Genomic DNA, 14975 nt, shown 5'->3' with positions numbered 1-14975 from the left:
GTCGCGGCCCGGTTCACATAAAGGCCCCAAAAAGCATGCGTCCGGCGACGAAAAACAGAAAGATCGCAAATGCCCGGCGCAGGTGCTCGGCTTTCAGACGGTGAGCCAGTTTGGCCCCCAAGGGCGCGGCCAACACCGACATGGGAATGATTGCGGCCAGGGCCAGCAGGTTGACATATCCAAGCGAAAGCGGCGGTAGCCCGGGAGCGCTCCATCCCGCCACCATGAATCCGATGGCACCTGGCAAGGCGATGATCAGGCCAAGCGCCGCTGCCGTGCCCACGGCTCGATGGATGGGCCGCCCACAAATGGTCAGAACCGGGACGCTGAAGGTGCCGCCGCCAATGCCCAACATTGCCGATAGCCCACCAATTGCCGCGGCGATGGTTTGCGACCAGGGGGCGGGTGGCAACCGGTCGCGTATGGCCTTGTCGGGGCGTCCGAACAGCAGCCGCGAGGCGACAATCACCGCGAGGAAACCGAACATGATGGTCAGGATCTTGCCGTCCAGCCGGGCTGCGAAGGCGCTCCCCAATAACACCCCAACCACGATCCAAGAACCCCAGGCCCGCAGGATGCCGGTATCCACCGCTTGGCGCCGCCAATGGGCGCGGGCGGAGGACAATCCCGTTGGCACGATGACCGCCAGCGAGGTGCCCACCGCCGCATGCATGCGCACCATTGGATCAATGTCGAGCATGCCGAATACGTGAAACAGTACGGGCACCACGACGATGCCGCCGCCCACCCCCAGCAGACCGGCGATCAACCCGGCAACGACCCCAGCCCCGGCCAGCATCGCGACCAAGGGTACCAAGTCGGCCAAAGGCAGGCCGTTGGAGTCGAGAAAGGCGTCCATGACGGCCAATTGACACCCGAAAACAGCTCAGAGCAAGCAGGAGCTTTCTGCTCACGAAAAAGGCCGCCCCGAAGGACGGCCTTTCCCAATGGTCGATAGGCTGAAGGGGGAGGCTTAGAAGCCCATGCCACCCATGCCGCCCATGCCGCCCATGTCGCCCATGCCACCCATGCCGGGGGCGTCGCCGCCACCCTTGCTATCGGAAGGCTTCTCGGCAACCATGGCCTCGGTGGTGATCAGCAGACCAGCCACGGAAGCGGCGTCCTGCAACGCGGTGCGCACCACCTTGGTCGGATCGATGATACCGGCCTTGACCAGATCGGTGTACTCGCCGGCCTGGGCATTGAAGCCGAGGTTGGCTTCGGTGCCTTCGAGCAGCTTGCCGGCAACCACGGCGCCGTCGAAGCCGGAGTTCTCGGCGATCTGACGCAGCGGGGCCTGCAGGGCACGACGAACGATATTGACGCCGACCTTTTGGTCGTTGTTATCGCCTTCCATGCCTTCGAGGGCCTTGGTGGCATAGAGCAGGGCGGTACCGCCGCCCGGAACCACGCCTTCCTCGACCGCCGCACGGGTGGCGTGCAGGGCATCGTCGACGCGATCCTTCTTTTCCTTCACCTCGACTTCGGTGGCGCCACCGACGCGCAGAACCGCAACGCCGCCAGCCAGCTTGGCCAGACGCTCTTGCAGCTTCTCGCGGTCATAGTCGGAGGTGGTCTCTTCCACCTGGGCACGGATCTGGTTGCAGCGAGCCTGAATGGCCTCGGCCTCACCGGCACCCTCGACGATGGTGGTGTCTTCCTTGGTGACATTGATCTTCTTGGCGGTGCCGAGCATGTCGATGGTGACATTCTCCAGCTTGATGCCCAGATCTTCGCTGATCACCTGGCCGTTGGTCAGGATGGCCAGATCTTCCAACATGGCCTTGCGACGATCGCCAAAGCCCGGGGCCTTAACGGCACAGACCTTGAGGCCGCCACGCAGCTTGTTGACCACCAGGGTCGCCAGGGCTTCGCCCTCGATATCCTCGGCGATGATCATCAGCGGACGGGAAGACTGAACCACGGTCTCCAGAACCGGCAGCAGCGGCTGCAGGCTGGACAGCTTCTTTTCGTGGATCAGGATATAGGGCGTTTCCAGATCGCAGGTCATCTTCTCGGCGTTGGTCACGAAGTACGGCGAGGTGTAACCCCGGTCGAACTGCATGCCTTCGACCACGTCCAGCTCGGAGGTCAGGCTTTTGGCTTCCTCGACGGTGATCACACCCTCGTTGCCGACCTTTTCCATGGCCTGGGCGATCATGGCACCGACTTCGGTGTCGCCGTTGGCGGAGATGGTGCCGACCTGGGCGATTTCCTCGTTGGTGGAAACGGCCTTGGCGCGGGCCTTGACGTCCTCGACCACGGCGGAGACCGCCAGATCAACGCCGCGCTTCAGATCCATCGGGTTCATGCCAGCGGCAACGGCCTTGCAGCCTTCGCGGACGATGGCCTGGGCCAGCACGGTGGCGGTGGTGGTGCCGTCACCGGCTTCGTCGTTGGTCTTGGAGGCCACTTCACGCACCATCTGGGCGCCCATGTTCTCGAACTTGTCGGCCAACTCGATTTCCTTGGCGACGGTGACGCCGTCCTTGGTGATCCGCGGCGCGCCGAACGACTTGTCGATGACCACGTTGCGGCCCTTGGGGCCCAGGGTCACCTTCACCGCGTCGGCGAGAATGTCGACGCCGCGCAGCATCTTGGTGCGGGCATCGGTGCTGAATTTTACTTCCTTGGCAGCCATGATTTCTTCTTTCCTCTATTCAAACAGACAGGCTTTGAGATCGGGACAATCGTCCTTACTCGATGATGCCCATGATGTCGGATTCCTTCATGATCAACAGCTCTTCGCCGTCCATCTTGACTTCGGTGCCGGACCACTTGCCAAACAGGATGCGGTCGCCAGCCTTGACGTCCAGCGCCGTGACGGTGCCGCTCTCGGACTTGGCGCCGGAGCCAACGGCAACCACTTCGCCTTCCATCGGCTTTTCCTTGGCGGTGTCGGGGATGATGATGCCACCGGCGGTCTTTTCCTCGCTCTCGACGCGACGAACCAGTACACGGTCATGCAGCGGCCTGAATTTCATGGTGCAACCTCATTTAACATGTTGGTAAATAACGGGAACTGTGTGTTGTTAGCACTCTACGATACTGAGTGCCAGTGATGTAGTCGGGACTGCTCGGACTGTCAACCCCACAGATAAAAAAATGCCGGAGCCATGAGGGCTCCGGCATTCTCCATGTGATGTTGAATTGGGATCAGGCGGGTATCGCCAGCCGCTGACTGACAGCGGCGTTATGGACCGCCTTTTGCACTTTCTCGAAAGCCCGGACCTCAATCTGGCGCACCCGCTCGCGGGAAATGCCATAGAGCTTGCTCAGGTCTTCGAGGGTCGAGGGGGCCTCTTGCAGACGGCGCTCCTCGAAAATATGACGCTCACGCTCGTTGAGTCCGGTCATGGCCTGGGTAAGAAGCTGACGGCGCTCGTCCAGTTCCTCGCGCTTGCCAAGGGAGGTTTCCTGGTCTTCGGTGTCATCGACCAGCCAATCCTGCCATTCGCCATCGCCTTCCTCGCGCACGGCGGCATTCAGGGAATGATCCTGGCTGGCCATGCGGCGGTTCATGTTGATAACCTCGGTCTCCGAGACGTTCAACCGGTCGGCGATCTTGGTGACGTTCTCCGGCAACAGATCGCCTTCCTCCATGGCCTGCATTTGCCCTTTGAGCTTGCGCAGGTTGAAGAAAAGTTTTTTCTGAGCCGCGGTGGTGCCCATCTTGACCAGCGACCAGGAGTGCAGGATGTATTCCTGAATGGAAGCTCGGATCCACCACATGGCATAGGTTGCCAGGCGGAATCCCTTATCCGGGTCGAAGCGCTTCACCGCTTGCATCATGCCCACATTGCCTTCGGAGATCAGCTCGCCCACTGGCAGGCCGTAGCCGCGATAGCCCATGGCGATCTTGGCGACCAGGCGCAGATGGCTGGTGATCATCTTTTCGGCGGCCTTGTGGTCTTCATGCTGCTGCCAACGTTTGGCGAGCATGAATTCCTCTTCGGGCTTGAGCATGGGGAATTTCCGGATCTGCTGCAAATAGCGGGTCAGATTGCCAGACGGTGAGGTGTCGAGACCTATACTTAAAGCGGCCATTGTTTTTATCTCCTGAGCATGGCGACGGATCCATCGTCGACCACGCGAATACGCATTTGTCATTCACTAAAATCCACAATACCCCACTCATTTACTCAAGTAAAGGGCTTTAGTGAATTTCTTCTAATGTGCAAATTAGTGAATTGATATCATTAGGTATTGGAGATTCAAACCGGAGGTTATCACCGCTGATAGGATGCCGAAACCCGATCAAAAAGGCGTGAAGAGCCTGCCGCCCCAGAGTCTTTTGAGCTTCGGCCAAGGTCGATGGCAATCGCCGCGGCGAGCGGCCATAAAGGGGATCGCCAATCAGCGAGTGTCCGAATTCAGTCATATGGACGCGAATCTGGTGGGTGCGCCCGGTTTCCAGGCGGCATTCCACCAGGCTGGCCCAGAGCCCCAGGGGCCTGACCACATGATAGTGGGTCAGGGCCTCCTTGCCGCCCCGGGCCACCACGGCCATTTTTTTGCGGTTGCGCGGGCTGCGGCCGATATTGCCGGTGATTTTGCCGTCGCGCGGGCTGGGTATGCCCCAGACCACGGCCTGGTAGGCTCGTTCGAGGCTATGGGCGGCAAATTGCGCGGACAACCCGGCATGGCTGGCTTCGGTCTTGGCGGCGACCATCAGGCCGCTGGTGTCCTTGTCTATTCTGTGGACGATGCCGGGACGCTGCACGCCGCCGATGCCGGTGAGGCTGTCGCCGCAATGGGCCAGCAAGGCGTTGACCAGGGTGCCGTCCAGATTGCCCGCCGCCGGGTGCACGACAAGGCCGGGTGGCTTGTCCAAGACGATCAGGTGCTCATCTTCGAACACCACGGTCAAGTCCATGGCCTGGGGCTGCGGCTCGGCGGTCACGGCGGCGGGCACTCGGACCTCGTAGGTTTCGCCAACGCGAATCTTGGCGGATGGGGCGCTGACCGGCGCGTCATTTTTCACCACCGCCGCCGATTCGATCAGCGCCTTGAGACGGCTGCGTGACAGCTCGGGCAGGGCTTCGGCCAGGAATCGGTCCAGTCGTTCGCCACTCTTGTGGTCGGGCACCTCGACGGTGTATGTGGTGGGTTCGTTGCTCATAACCCGCACACTGGACCGAAAACATGGTGGCACTCAAGGCCTTGGTCATCGGCATGGGAATTCTGATCGTCCTGGGCATGGGCCTGATGATCTATGGGATCGTCAAAAAGGGCGAGGATCCCAACTTCAAACTGTTCGGCGGCAAGGATGCCGCCGTTGTCCAAACCGCCGAAGAACCCGTCGCGGCGCCGGTCCCCGAGGGCCCGGCACGCCGCCCACGCCGGGCCCCCATGGAACCCTTTGGCGAGATCTCCCTGGGCCTGCCGGAGAACTGTGAAATCCTTTCCGCGCGACCTCTTCGTGGCACGCAGATGCTGGTGGTGACCGGTCCGGCGGGGGCTTGCAGTCAAGCTTTGGTGGTGGATCTGTCCGCCGGTCGGGTTATTGGCAGCCTGCGGGTCCGCTGATCGGTGTTGGTCCTGTCCCCCGAAGCCCGTGGCGTGATCCGCGACCATGTGGAAACCGCCTATCCCCGCGAAGGCTGCGGCCTGCTGGTGGGGCGCCATGATCCCGAAGGCCGGACGGTGGTGCTCGACGTGGTGCCGACGGACAACCACGCTTCCGGCGATCAACAAGATAGTTTTGAGATTGACCCGCAGGTGCATATGAATTTGCTGCGGACCTTACGCGGTGGCGAGGCCACGGTGGTTGGCCATTTCCATTCCCATCCCGACCATCCCGCCGCCCCATCGGCGCGGGATCACGCCATGGCCCACGATCCGAAAATGATCTGGGTGATTGCCGCCGTGGCCGACGGATGCCTGGTGGCGCTCAGTGCCTATCGCCTGGACGAGGGCACCTTCAAGCCCCTGGAACTGCACGACGCCGAATAGCAAACGGGGCGGCTGCAAAGAACCGCCCCGTCCACCAATTCAATCAATACCCGTTTAGCTCAGGGCTTCGCAGAACCGCTTGATGCGGGTGCAGGCTTCCTTGAGGTTTTCGTCCGAGGTGGCGTAGGACACCCGGAAATAGGGCGACAGACCGAAGGCCTCGCCCTGTACCGCCGCCACGCCTTCGGCTTCCAGCAAGGCCGTGACGAAGTCGGTGTCGGTTTCGATCTTGGTGCCGTCCGCCGTGCTTTTGCCGATACAGCCGGCGATGGACGGATAGACATAAAACGCCCCTTCGGGCTTCAGGCAGGTGATGCCTTCGCAGTCGTTGAGCATCTCCACCACCAGATCCCGGCGCCGGATGAAGGCCTCGTTGCGTGGCGCGATGAAGTCCATCGGCCCGTTCAGGGCGGCCACGGCAGCCGCTTGGGACATGGAAGCGGTATGGGTGGTGCTCTGGGACGAGATCTTGTTCATGGCCTTGATGATCTCCACCGGACCGCAGGCCCATCCCACGCGCCAGCCGGTCATGGCCCAGGCCTTGGACACGCCGTTCAGGGTCAGGGTGCGGTCGAACAACTCCGGCACCACCTGGGCGATGGTGGTGAACTCGAAGCCGTCATAGACCAGATGCTCATACATGTCATCGGTCATCACCCAGACGTGGGGATGCTTCTTCAGCACCTCGCCGATGGCCTTCAACTCGTCGGCGGAATAGGTGCCGCCGGTGGGGTTGGAGGGCGAGTTGAGGATCAGCCATTTGGACTTGTCGGTGATCGCCGCTTCCAGGTCCGCCGGGGTCAGCTTGAACTGATTTTCCTCGGCACAGGCCACCGGCACCGGCGTGCCCCCGGCCAGCAGGGTGATATCCGGATAGGACACCCAATAGGGCGCCGGGATGATCACCTCGTCGCCTTCCTCCACCGTGGCCATGATGGCGTTGTAGATGGTCTGCTTGCCGCCGCAGCCCACATGGATCATGTCGGGCGTGTAGGTCAGATCGTTGTCGCGCTTGTGCTTGTCGCTGATCGCCTGGCGCAGCTCCACGGTTCCGGCCGGCGGGGTGTATTTGGTTTTGCCCGCGGCGATGGCGGCGTTGGCCGCTTCTTTCACATGGTCCGGCGTATCGAAGTCCGGCTCTCCGGCACCCAGGCCGATGACGTCCACCCCGGCGGCCTTCAGTTCGGCGGCTTTGGTGGACACGGCAATGGTCGGCGAGGGCTTGATCAGGCTCAGGCGCGAGGCAATGAACGGCATGGGTCGGTTTCCTGTTGATGGCTAATACGAAGATGAACGGTTTCCGGCGGCGAACCTTAAGGGGGTTAAGGGGGGGAGGCAAGAGGCAGCATTCTTGGCCGCCCCATTCCCGCCGCAAATAATCTCCAAATGGCCTTATTGGCACCCGCTTTCCGCCATGCGGAAAGAGTGAACTGTTCCCTGTCACCACGCCAAACTGAACCCAGGGGACTTGCCATGCCACGCCATCCGGATTTCCATGCACCTCACGCCATCAGCCATCGCCGTCGCTCTCCTTTGCCAGGGATCTTGCTTGCCATGGGGACGGTCGCTGTCTTGTTGGCCACCGCTATTGTCTCTGCCGCCGCACGGGCCGAAATGGTCTTTCAGCCGGTTGTCTCGTCGCCGGAAAGCGAGGAGGACACTCCCTTCCTGGTCGAGCCCACCCAGGCTCCAGCTGTCGCCACCCAGATCCAGATGGAGATCGTCGGACCCCTGGCCCGTACCCGGGTGCGGCAGTTGTTTGTCAATCCGGAAGCCCAGTGGGTGGAAGGCAGCTATGTATTTCCGCTGCCCGAGGATGCCGCCGTGGACAGCCTGCGCATGCGGGTGGACGACCGCATCATAGAGGGCGAGATCAAGGAGAAGGAAGAGGCCCGGCGTCACTACGAGACCGCCAAGCGTCAGGGCAAGAAAGCCAGCCTGGTGACCCAGGAGCGCCCCAACCTGTTCACCACCGCCGTGGCCAATATCCCGCCCCGGGGCAAAATCGCGGTGGAGATCGGCTTCCAGGAAGTGATTCGCTGGACCGAGGGACGTTATGAACTGCGCTTTCCCGCCACCATGACCCCACGATATATTCCGGGTCGTCAGAAGGTTCTGGGCGAGGCGGGCAACGGATGGGGCGCCAACACGGATCAAGTGCCCGATGCCGAACGCATCACCCCGCCGCTGATCCATCCCGACGCCGGGACCAATCCCATCGGTTTTTCCATCCGATTAAATGCCGGGCAGCCCTTGGCCGCCATTTCCAGCCCCAGCCATGAGATCGTCGTCACCGCCGAAGAAGAGGGCGGCGCGGTACAAGTGACCCTGAAAGATGGTCAGGTTCCGGCAGATCGGGATTTCGTGCTGCATTGGACCCCCCGCGCGGCGGACGAGCCGGCGGTGTCGTTGTTTACCGAGACCGGTAATGACGGCGCCCACTACATTCTCGCCCAGATCCATACGCCGACTCCGGAAGCACTGCGGGAAAACCTCCTGCCCCGCGAGGTGGTCTTCGTGGTCGATACCTCCGGCTCCATGGAGGGACTGTCCATGGATGGTGCCCGGGCAGCATTGCTTAAGGCGCTGGACGGATTGGGGCCGCGCGACCGCTTCAACATCATCCGCTTTTCCAGCGACTCCACGGCCCTGTTCGACGAAGCCCGGGCCGCGACGCCGCGCAGCCTGACCCAGGCCCGGCGGTTTGTCGCCAATCTGTCGGCAGAGGGCGGCACGGAAATCCTCACGGCCCTGCACAAAGCCCTGGACGGACGTTTCGACGCCCAGCGGGTGCGCCAGATCATCCTGTTGACCGATGGCGCGGTGGGTAACGAGATGGAGATCCTCTCGCACATCCGTCGCCGCATTGGCGACTCGCGCCTGTTCACCATCGGCATCGGCTCGGCGCCCAACAGCTATCTGATGCGCAAGGGCGCCGAACTGGGGCGCGGGACCTATACCTTCATCGCCGAAGAAGCGCAGGTGGAGCAGCGTATGGACCAATTGTTCAAAAAACTCGAAGCGCCGGTTCTAGCCGATCTACGGGCGGTGTTTTCCCGGTCCGCCCGGGCCGATGCCTGGCCTCGCAATCTGCCGGATCTCTATGCCGGAGAGCCCTTGCTGCTTACCGCGCGCCTCGACGACGTCTCGGGCGGGATCAGTCTGGGCGGCTGGCAGGGTGGTCTGGATTGGAGCAGCACGATCCCGTTGGACAAGGCCGTCCGGGGGCAAGGCATTGCTCGCCTGTGGGCACGAACCAAGATCGAAGGCCTGAATGATCAGCGCTACGAGGGACGCGCTTCGGAGGAGATCCGCCTGGACGTGATCGATCTGGCCCTGACCCATCAACTGGTCAGCGACTATACCAGTCTCGTGGCGGTGGATCAGACCCCGTCCCGGCCCCAGGGCGAGGATCTGGCATCTCGCGCCGTGCCCAGCCTGCCACCGCATGGTTGGGACCTGGAAAAACTGTTCAGTACCCCCGCGTCCGCGCCGCCGTCGTCCTTGCCGCGCAAGGCCGCCGCTCCGGCGAATATGATGATGGCCCAGGATCTGTTCCATGCCCAAGGCGCGACGGCGGCGGATCTGCGGCTGATGGTCGGCGGGCTGACCTTGCTGATCGGCGCCGGACTGCTGCTTTGGGGACGGCGCGCAAGGGGAGGCTGGTCATGAGCGGGCGTCTGCGCCTGATGGCTGGAACGGTGCTGCTGGGGCTCGGGCTCTGGCAGGCCGGGTCCGGCGCCCTGATCGAAGCCAAGGCCTGGCTCGGACAGCACTTGATCCGCTCCGCCTGGGCCGAAAGCCTGACCAGTGGCCAGCTCCAAGAACCCTGGCCCTGGGCCGATACCCATCCGGTGGCCCGATTGGAAGTGCCGCGCTTGGGTATCGATCTGATCGTGCTGGCCGGGGCCACCGGACGGACCATTGCCTGGGGTCCGGGGCACCAGGATGGCAGCCAGCCGCCCAATGGTCCCGGGACCACGGTCATCGCCGGGCATCGCGATACCCACATGGCCTTTCTGCGGGAGCTGATTCCCGGCGACAGCCTGCGGCTCACCGATTCGGCGGGCTGGACCCGGACCTATCGGGTGTTGGATGGATTTGTCGTGCACGAGGACGAGGCCGCCGTGCGCAGTGATCCTGAAGACCCGCGGCTGATGCTGCTCACCTGCTGGCCCTTCGAGGCCTTGGTACCGGGTGGGCCCCTTCGGTATGTGGTGGAAGCCGAGAGAGTTTAAACGAGAAGGTTCAGGTAATAGCCGCGCGGCACATCTTCGCGCAGAGCCTCGCCGGAATTGAGCACCCGGTCCAGGCGTAAAAAGGCGTGTTTTTCCTGCTCGCTGGTTTCTTGATTGAATGATCGGGCACGGTTTTCCACGTCACGGGCTTGGTCATACCCGCGCGCACGGGTGCCGGCGGTGGACTTGGCGGAGTCCAATCCTTTAAGGGCATCGTCAAGGCTTCTGGTAACCGGATCCATGAGTCCAGCTTACTCCCGCGCGGTTAACGGCTGGTCAACAAGCATAGCAAAAAACTTCCTAGGTGGCGACGGTGAAGGCTGGCGGGCCCGGGGGCTGGCGATGGAGCTCCAACGCCCATTTCACGGACGGGAAAGCCAAGTCGTCCCAGGGTACATCCTCCCATTGGACCAGCGCCACTTCGGCACTTTCCGGGCCGGGACCGCAGTCGGCGGAAACCATGCGGGCGCGGTAGATCATATAGGTCTGGCCGATTCGGGGGATTTCATAGATGCCCAGCAGACCCTCGATATGAATCTTGGCCAGGGCTTCCTCCCATACCTCGCGGGCGGCCCCCTCGGCGATGGTTTCGTTCATTTCCATGAAACCGGCCGGCATGGTCCAAAAGCCCTTGCGCGGCTCGATGGCCCGGCGGCAGAGCAGGAGTTTGTCTTCCCAAGTGCAGACGGCCCCGACAATGATTTTCGGATTCTGATACTGGATAAAGCCGCAATCGGGACAGATCAGGCGTTCCCGATCATCTCCTTCCGGGATCGCGGTGACAAAGGGCGCGCCCCGGCGCCCATAGGGTATGGAAGACCAAGTCATTCATTGAGTGTGACAAAGACCGCCCGATCCGGGCAAGGGGATAATGATTTCAAAAGCCAGGAGACTGAAGTCGCCACATGGCCGGGCGGTATTCGAAATCGTGCCGGATCACATGACGGAACAGCCAGCTTTCCAGCCATTCCTTCATGCCGTCATCGGCCTTGAAGACCGGATCGAGAACCATTTTATCCCACAGGAGGTCCAGTTCCTCGCCCAGGCGGTCATGCTGCATTTTGTGAGCATCGAATTCCTCGAATTCGGCCTGCCGCATCATGGTTTCCTCGTCGGCGAAATGCCTGTGTACGACTTTTTGCAAGGCCCGGAAGCGATCGTGAATGGTAACCACGCCCAAGGAGGTCTCGACGGATTCGATAAAGGCATTGATGAGCCGAATGATTTCCTGGTGATCCTGGTCCAGCGTATCAATGCCGACGCTAAGATCATCCCGCCACTCGATCATGGAACCCTCCAACGGGCAGAATCAAAAGGGGTACGGACGATGCCGTACCCCTTTTTATTACGCGCGCAGGCCTTCCAGTGGAAGGCTTGATTTGGGTCAATTAGGCACGAACCACTTCGACGCCCGGCAAATCCTTGCCTTCGAGCCATTCCAGGAAAGCACCGCCTGCGGTGGAGACATAAGAGAAGGTCTCTTTGACCCCGGCATGCTCCAGCGCCGCCACCGTATCGCCGCCACCGGCCACGGACAGCAAGGTACCGGCCTTGGTCATCTCGGCCGCTTCCTGGGCCAGGGCCACGGTGGCCTTGTCGAAGGGCGTGATTTCGAAAGCGCCCAGCGGACCGTTCCAGACGATGGTCTTGCATTCCTTGAGCTTGGCGGACAGTTCCGCAACCGTCTTCGGTCCGGCGTCCAAAACCATGGAGTCTTCGGGAATGTCGTTGATGTCGACCACCTGGTTGGCCGCGTTGGCGGCAAACTCCTTGGCGACCACGCCGTCAACCGGCAGCATCACGGTGCAACCGGCCTTTTCCGCCGCGACCAGCATTTCCCGGGCGGTCTCGGCCATTTCGTGCTCGCAGAGGGACTTGCCCACGTTGACGCCCTTGGCATTGAGGAAGGTGTTGGCCATGCCGCCCCCGATGATCAGCACATCGACCTTGGAGGCCAGCGTGCCCAGCACCTCGAGCTTGGTGGAGATCTTCGCGCCACCGACCACGGCCGCAACCGGGCGGGCCGGGCTTTCCAGGGCGTTGGACAACGCTTCCAGTTCCGCCTGCATCAAACGGCCCGCGGCTGCGGGCAGCTTCCGGGCCAGGCCTTCGGTGGAGGCATGGGCCCGGTGGGCGGTGGAGAAGGCGTCATTGACATAGACGTCGGCTAGGTCAGCCAACTGATCCACAAAGGCCGGATCATTCTTTTCCTCGCCCGCGTAGTAGCGCAGGTTTTCCAGCATGCAGATATCGCCATCGCCCAGGGTGTCGATGACAGCCTTGGCATCGTTGCCCACGCAATCCGTGGCGAAAGGGATATCCTGACCCATGGCCTTGCCGAGAGCTTCGGCCACCGGCTTCATGGTGAACTCGGGATTCTTCTCGCCCTTGGGGCGGCCCAGGTGGCTGGTGACGATCACCCGTCCACCCTTTTCGGACAGCTCTTTCAAGGTCGCCACGGTACGGTCGATGCGGGTGGTGTTGGTGACCACACCGTCTTTCATCGGGACGTTCAAATCAGCACGCACGAAAACCCGCTTGCCGGCCACGTCCAGGGTATCAATTGTCTTGAATGCACTCATTGTTTGCTCCTCCCCCTATCCAGGATGCTTGATTGCCTGAAGTTATGCTAATATACGCCCCGAAAGGCAAGCCTTGGTTTGCGCCAATCCGGGAGACGGCACATGGACGACAAGGCCCGCATCGATGATTTGGTGGACTTCTGGATCGGCGACGGCACCGTCAACCAAGCTTGGTGGTTCATAAAATCCGACGAGACAGACGAGACTTTGCGCACCCGTTTCGGGGATCTGGCAGAGCGGGCGGCCAAAGGGGATCTGGACCCCTGGTCGGAAACGCCGCGAGGGGCCTTGGCCTTGATCCTATTGCTTGATCAGCTGCCGCGCAATCTCCACCGGGGCGATCCGAAAGCCTTTGCTCAGGATTCACACGCTCGGGCGGTGGCCCGCCGGGCGCTCGCCATGGGCCATGATCGGCCGTTCGGCAAATATGGGCGGCTGTTCTTTTACCTGCCCTTCGAGCATTCTGAAATTCTCGCCGATCAGGATGACTGTTTAAGGCTGGTCGAGGATCTGAGGGACCCGGATCTTTACCAATATGCCGTGGCCCACCGGGATATTATCGCCCGCTTCGGCCGATTCCCCCACCGCAATGCCGTGTTGGGGCGTCCCAGTACGCCAGAAGAGTTGGCTTTTCTCGATCAGCCGGGCTCCTCGTTCTAACAGGCTGCTGAAAAAGTGTTGTCCTACGGCCCGCCTCGCCCTTCGTCCCTCGACAAGCTCGGGATGAGGAAGCTCAGGGTGAGGCTATTCAAAGGCCCTCATGCTGAGCTTGTCGAAGCATGTGTCGCCACAGGCTCGAAATCGGACTTTTTCAGATGGCGGTAATCGAGCAGTCAGGGATTGCCTAGACAGTCAGCTGGTCTCCACACTCGGTCTTGATCAAGTATCCGGGTCAATTCCTGGACATGGAACAGAGGAGACCAGCTATGGAGTATTTTGTTGGAATGGACGTATCGATGGCAAGCATTTCGATCTGTGAGATTGATGCAAAGGGAACCGTCATTCGCGAAGGCAAGGTGTCAAGCACACCCGAGGCGGTCGCCACTTGGCTCGAGGAAAGCGGGCGTGGCTTTGCGCGAATTGGGTTGGAAGCTGGCCCTCTGGCGCCTTGGCTGTACGCAGGACTGTCCAGTCGGGGCCTCCCTGTGATTTGTATCGAGACCCGGCAAATGAAGGCCTTTGCCAGCGCCAGCCCAGTCAAGACGGACCGTCGCGACGCCCGCTTGATCAGCCAGGCGATGCGGACCGGTTTGTACCGCGCGACCCACGTCAAGACCGCGCGCAGTCAGGAGCTCCGGATGGTGCTGACCCATCGGGAGACCCTGGTTCATCAGGTCCGTCAGTTGTCCAATACGGTACGAGGAACATTGAAAGCTTTCGGCCTCAAGGTCGGTATGGCGCGCGGACGCCTTTTCGCGGCGCGGGTTCGGGAATTGACGGCTGATAACCCGCACCTCAGCGCAGCCGCCGAGCCGCTCTTGCTTGCGCGCCAAGCCTTGCTCGAACAACTCGACAAGCTCGACCGGCAGGTTCATGCCGCTGCGCGCGATGATAGCGTTTGCCGGCGCCTGATGACCGTTCCCGGCGTCGGCCCAGTTACCGCCCTCGCTTTCAGGACAGGACTCGACGTGCCGGAACGGTTTCAAAAGTCGGTCATGGTCGGCGCCCACTTCGGGCTTGTCCCACGCAGATACGCCTCGGGAGAGCAGGACCGAAGCGGCCCCATCAGCAAGTGCGGAGATGCCATGGTTCGTTGGCTTTTGTTCGAGGCCGCCAATGCACTTCTCACTCGAACCCGCCGTTGGTCCTGGCTCAAACACTGGGGGCTCGCGGTCGCCAAAAGGCGCGGGATGAAACGCGCCAAGGTAGCCGTTGCCCGGCGTCTCGCCGTAATCATGCATCGCATGTGGATCGACGGCACGGACTTCCAGTACCGCAAGGAGGAGACCGCCATCTAAACACAACGAAAACCGAGATCGCCTGAAGGGCGGCCAGGACGCGTGGCGACGCGCGGGGCTCGGATGACAGCGCGCAGGCTGCAGTGGCGTAAGACCACGCTTTTCAGATTGCTGCACCCGATCCCCCTTGATCCCCATCATGCGGCGACGACGTCGACCGCGGACAGAAGCAAAGGGCGCCACATAACCCAGGTTCAAACCGACGGCTTGGAAATCAGCTTGACTCAAATGACTCGATTACA

At 61.7% G+C, this 14975-nt stretch carries 16 protein-coding genes; 6 read left to right on the top strand and 10 right to left on the bottom strand.

The genetic code is table 11. From position 1 onward, the window contains the following. Positions 1 to 13 precede the first annotated feature (13 nt). The 5 genes from MGMAQ_RS15395 to MGMAQ_RS15375 form a co-directional block, all read right to left on the bottom strand. Positions 14 to 859, bottom strand: coding sequence for a sulfite exporter TauE/SafE family protein (locus MGMAQ_RS15395; RefSeq protein WP_046022246.1), 846 nt, complete (start codon positions 857 to 859; stop codon positions 14 to 16). A gap of 114 nt (positions 860 to 973) precedes the next feature. Then, positions 974 to 2641, bottom strand: coding sequence for a chaperonin GroEL (groL, locus tag MGMAQ_RS15390; RefSeq protein WP_046022245.1), 1668 nt, complete (start codon positions 2639 to 2641; stop codon positions 974 to 976). Between the two features lie 55 nt (positions 2642 to 2696). Beyond that, positions 2697 to 2984 (bottom strand): co-chaperone GroES, encoded by a 288-nt coding sequence (gene groES / locus MGMAQ_RS15385; protein WP_046022244.1) that lies wholly within the window; start codon positions 2982 to 2984, stop codon positions 2697 to 2699. 172 nt (positions 2985 to 3156) lie between these two features. Next, positions 3157 to 4047 carry an RNA polymerase sigma factor RpoH gene (gene rpoH / locus MGMAQ_RS15380; RefSeq protein WP_046022243.1) on the bottom strand — a complete coding sequence of 297 codons (891 nt, stop codon included), beginning with the start codon at positions 4045 to 4047 and terminating at the stop codon, positions 3157 to 3159. Between the two features lie 109 nt (positions 4048 to 4156). Continuing rightward, the gene (locus MGMAQ_RS15375; protein ID WP_046022242.1) at positions 4157 to 5122 is read right to left on the bottom strand and encodes an RluA family pseudouridine synthase; all 966 of its coding nucleotides are present in this window, start codon (positions 5120 to 5122) and stop codon (positions 4157 to 4159) included. A gap of 23 nt (positions 5123 to 5145) precedes the next feature. Here MGMAQ_RS15375 and MGMAQ_RS15370 point away from each other — a divergent pair, with 23 nt between their 5' ends. Further along, positions 5146 to 5529, top strand: a complete 384-nt coding sequence (locus MGMAQ_RS15370; RefSeq protein ID WP_046022241.1) for a hypothetical protein — start codon at positions 5146 to 5148, stop codon at positions 5527 to 5529. A gap of 3 nt (positions 5530 to 5532) precedes the next feature. Then, complete coding sequence (locus MGMAQ_RS15365; RefSeq protein WP_082085473.1) at positions 5533 to 5955, top strand: Mov34/MPN/PAD-1 family protein; 423 nt, start codon at positions 5533 to 5535, stop codon at positions 5953 to 5955. Between the two features lie 54 nt (positions 5956 to 6009). On the opposite strand, the gene MGMAQ_RS15360 is transcribed toward MGMAQ_RS15365, so the two are convergent. Then, positions 6010 to 7212 carry a pyridoxal phosphate-dependent aminotransferase gene (locus MGMAQ_RS15360; RefSeq protein WP_046022240.1) on the bottom strand — a complete coding sequence of 401 codons (1203 nt, stop codon included), beginning with the start codon at positions 7210 to 7212 and terminating at the stop codon, positions 6010 to 6012. Between the two features lie 216 nt (positions 7213 to 7428). Here MGMAQ_RS15360 and MGMAQ_RS15355 point away from each other — a divergent pair, with 216 nt between their 5' ends. Together MGMAQ_RS15355 and MGMAQ_RS15350 are read left to right on the top strand one after the other, a co-directional pair. Beyond that, complete coding sequence (locus MGMAQ_RS15355) at positions 7429 to 9627, top strand: marine proteobacterial sortase target protein (protein ID WP_046022239.1); 2199 nt, start codon at positions 7429 to 7431, stop codon at positions 9625 to 9627. Next, a complete protein-coding gene (locus tag MGMAQ_RS15350; RefSeq protein WP_052716445.1) occupies positions 9624 to 10193 on the top strand; it encodes a class GN sortase in 570 nt (189 codons plus the stop codon). The genes MGMAQ_RS15355 and MGMAQ_RS15350 overlap by 4 nt, the downstream gene beginning before the upstream one ends. Here the strand turns inward: MGMAQ_RS15350 and MGMAQ_RS15345 are convergent. The 4 genes from MGMAQ_RS15345 to pgk all read right to left on the bottom strand — a co-directional run bounded on the left by MGMAQ_RS15345 (position 10190) and on the right by pgk (position 12775). Next, complete coding sequence (locus MGMAQ_RS15345) at positions 10190 to 10435, bottom strand: hypothetical protein (RefSeq protein ID WP_046022238.1); 246 nt, start codon at positions 10433 to 10435, stop codon at positions 10190 to 10192. The two genes, MGMAQ_RS15350 and MGMAQ_RS15345, sit on opposite strands and share 4 nt — an antisense overlap. Before the next feature lie 58 nt (positions 10436 to 10493). Further along, on the bottom strand, positions 10494 to 11021 hold the full coding sequence (locus MGMAQ_RS15340) for an NUDIX hydrolase (RefSeq protein ID WP_046022237.1): 528 nt from the start codon (positions 11019 to 11021) through the stop codon (positions 10494 to 10496). Positions 11022 to 11070: 49 nt separating this feature from the next. Further along, positions 11071 to 11481 (bottom strand): bacteriohemerythrin, encoded by a 411-nt coding sequence (locus tag MGMAQ_RS15335; RefSeq protein ID WP_046022236.1) that lies wholly within the window; start codon positions 11479 to 11481, stop codon positions 11071 to 11073. A gap of 100 nt (positions 11482 to 11581) precedes the next feature. After that, positions 11582 to 12775: a phosphoglycerate kinase gene (pgk, locus tag MGMAQ_RS15330; protein WP_046022235.1), complete on the bottom strand. Its 1194-nt coding sequence runs from the start codon at positions 12773 to 12775 to the stop codon at positions 11582 to 11584. A 102-nt stretch (positions 12776 to 12877) separates the two neighbouring features. On the opposite strand from pgk, the gene MGMAQ_RS15325 reads away from it, so the two are divergent. Together MGMAQ_RS15325 and MGMAQ_RS15320 are read left to right on the top strand one after the other, a co-directional pair. Further along, entirely contained in the window at positions 12878 to 13435 is a 558-nt protein-coding gene (locus MGMAQ_RS15325) for a DUF924 family protein (protein ID WP_046022234.1), read from the top strand. Positions 13436 to 13701: 266 nt separating this feature from the next. Next, a complete protein-coding gene (locus MGMAQ_RS15320; protein WP_046020119.1) occupies positions 13702 to 14733 on the top strand; it encodes an IS110 family transposase in 1032 nt (343 codons plus the stop codon). The last annotated feature ends 242 nt before the right edge of the window (positions 14734 to 14975 follow it).

Origin of the sequence: Magnetospira sp. QH-2, from assembly GCF_000968135.1 — a bacterium.
In the GTDB taxonomy this organism is placed as follows: Bacteria; Pseudomonadota; Alphaproteobacteria; order Rhodospirillales; family Magnetospiraceae; genus Magnetospira.
This window is presented reverse-complemented; position numbering and strand designations above follow the sequence as displayed.

Excerpts from the sequence above, each read along its gene's own strand:
- MGMAQ_RS15370 (WP_046022241.1), top strand. The coding sequence starts at position 5,146 with ATGGTGGCACTCAAGGCCTTGGTCATCGGCATGGGAATTCTGATCGTC.
- MGMAQ_RS15375 (WP_046022242.1), bottom strand. The coding sequence starts at position 5,122 with ATGAGCAACGAACCCACCACATACACCGTCGAGGTGCCCGACCACAAG.
- MGMAQ_RS15360 (WP_046022240.1), bottom strand. The coding sequence starts at position 7,212 with ATGCCGTTCATTGCCTCGCGCCTGAGCCTGATCAAGCCCTCGCCGACC.
- rpoH (WP_046022243.1), bottom strand. The coding sequence starts at position 4,047 with ATGGCCGCTTTAAGTATAGGTCTCGACACCTCACCGTCTGGCAATCTG.
- MGMAQ_RS15340 (WP_046022237.1), bottom strand. The coding sequence starts at position 11,021 with ATGACTTGGTCTTCCATACCCTATGGGCGCCGGGGCGCGCCCTTTGTC.
- groL (WP_046022245.1), bottom strand. The coding sequence starts at position 2,641 with ATGGCTGCCAAGGAAGTAAAATTCAGCACCGATGCCCGCACCAAGATG.
- MGMAQ_RS15350 (WP_052716445.1), top strand. The coding sequence starts at position 9,624 with ATGAGCGGGCGTCTGCGCCTGATGGCTGGAACGGTGCTGCTGGGGCTC.
- pgk (WP_046022235.1), bottom strand. The coding sequence starts at position 12,775 with ATGAGTGCATTCAAGACAATTGATACCCTGGACGTGGCCGGCAAGCGG.
- MGMAQ_RS15325 (WP_046022234.1), top strand. The coding sequence starts at position 12,878 with ATGGACGACAAGGCCCGCATCGATGATTTGGTGGACTTCTGGATCGGC.
- MGMAQ_RS15320 (WP_046020119.1), top strand. The coding sequence starts at position 13,702 with ATGGAGTATTTTGTTGGAATGGACGTATCGATGGCAAGCATTTCGATC.
- groES (WP_046022244.1), bottom strand. The coding sequence starts at position 2,984 with ATGAAATTCAGGCCGCTGCATGACCGTGTACTGGTTCGTCGCGTCGAG.
- MGMAQ_RS15345 (WP_046022238.1), bottom strand. The coding sequence starts at position 10,435 with ATGGATCCGGTTACCAGAAGCCTTGACGATGCCCTTAAAGGATTGGAC.
- MGMAQ_RS15355 (WP_046022239.1), top strand. The coding sequence starts at position 7,429 with ATGCCACGCCATCCGGATTTCCATGCACCTCACGCCATCAGCCATCGC.
- MGMAQ_RS15335 (WP_046022236.1), bottom strand. The coding sequence starts at position 11,481 with ATGATCGAGTGGCGGGATGATCTTAGCGTCGGCATTGATACGCTGGAC.
- MGMAQ_RS15395 (WP_046022246.1), bottom strand. The coding sequence starts at position 859 with ATGGACGCCTTTCTCGACTCCAACGGCCTGCCTTTGGCCGACTTGGTA.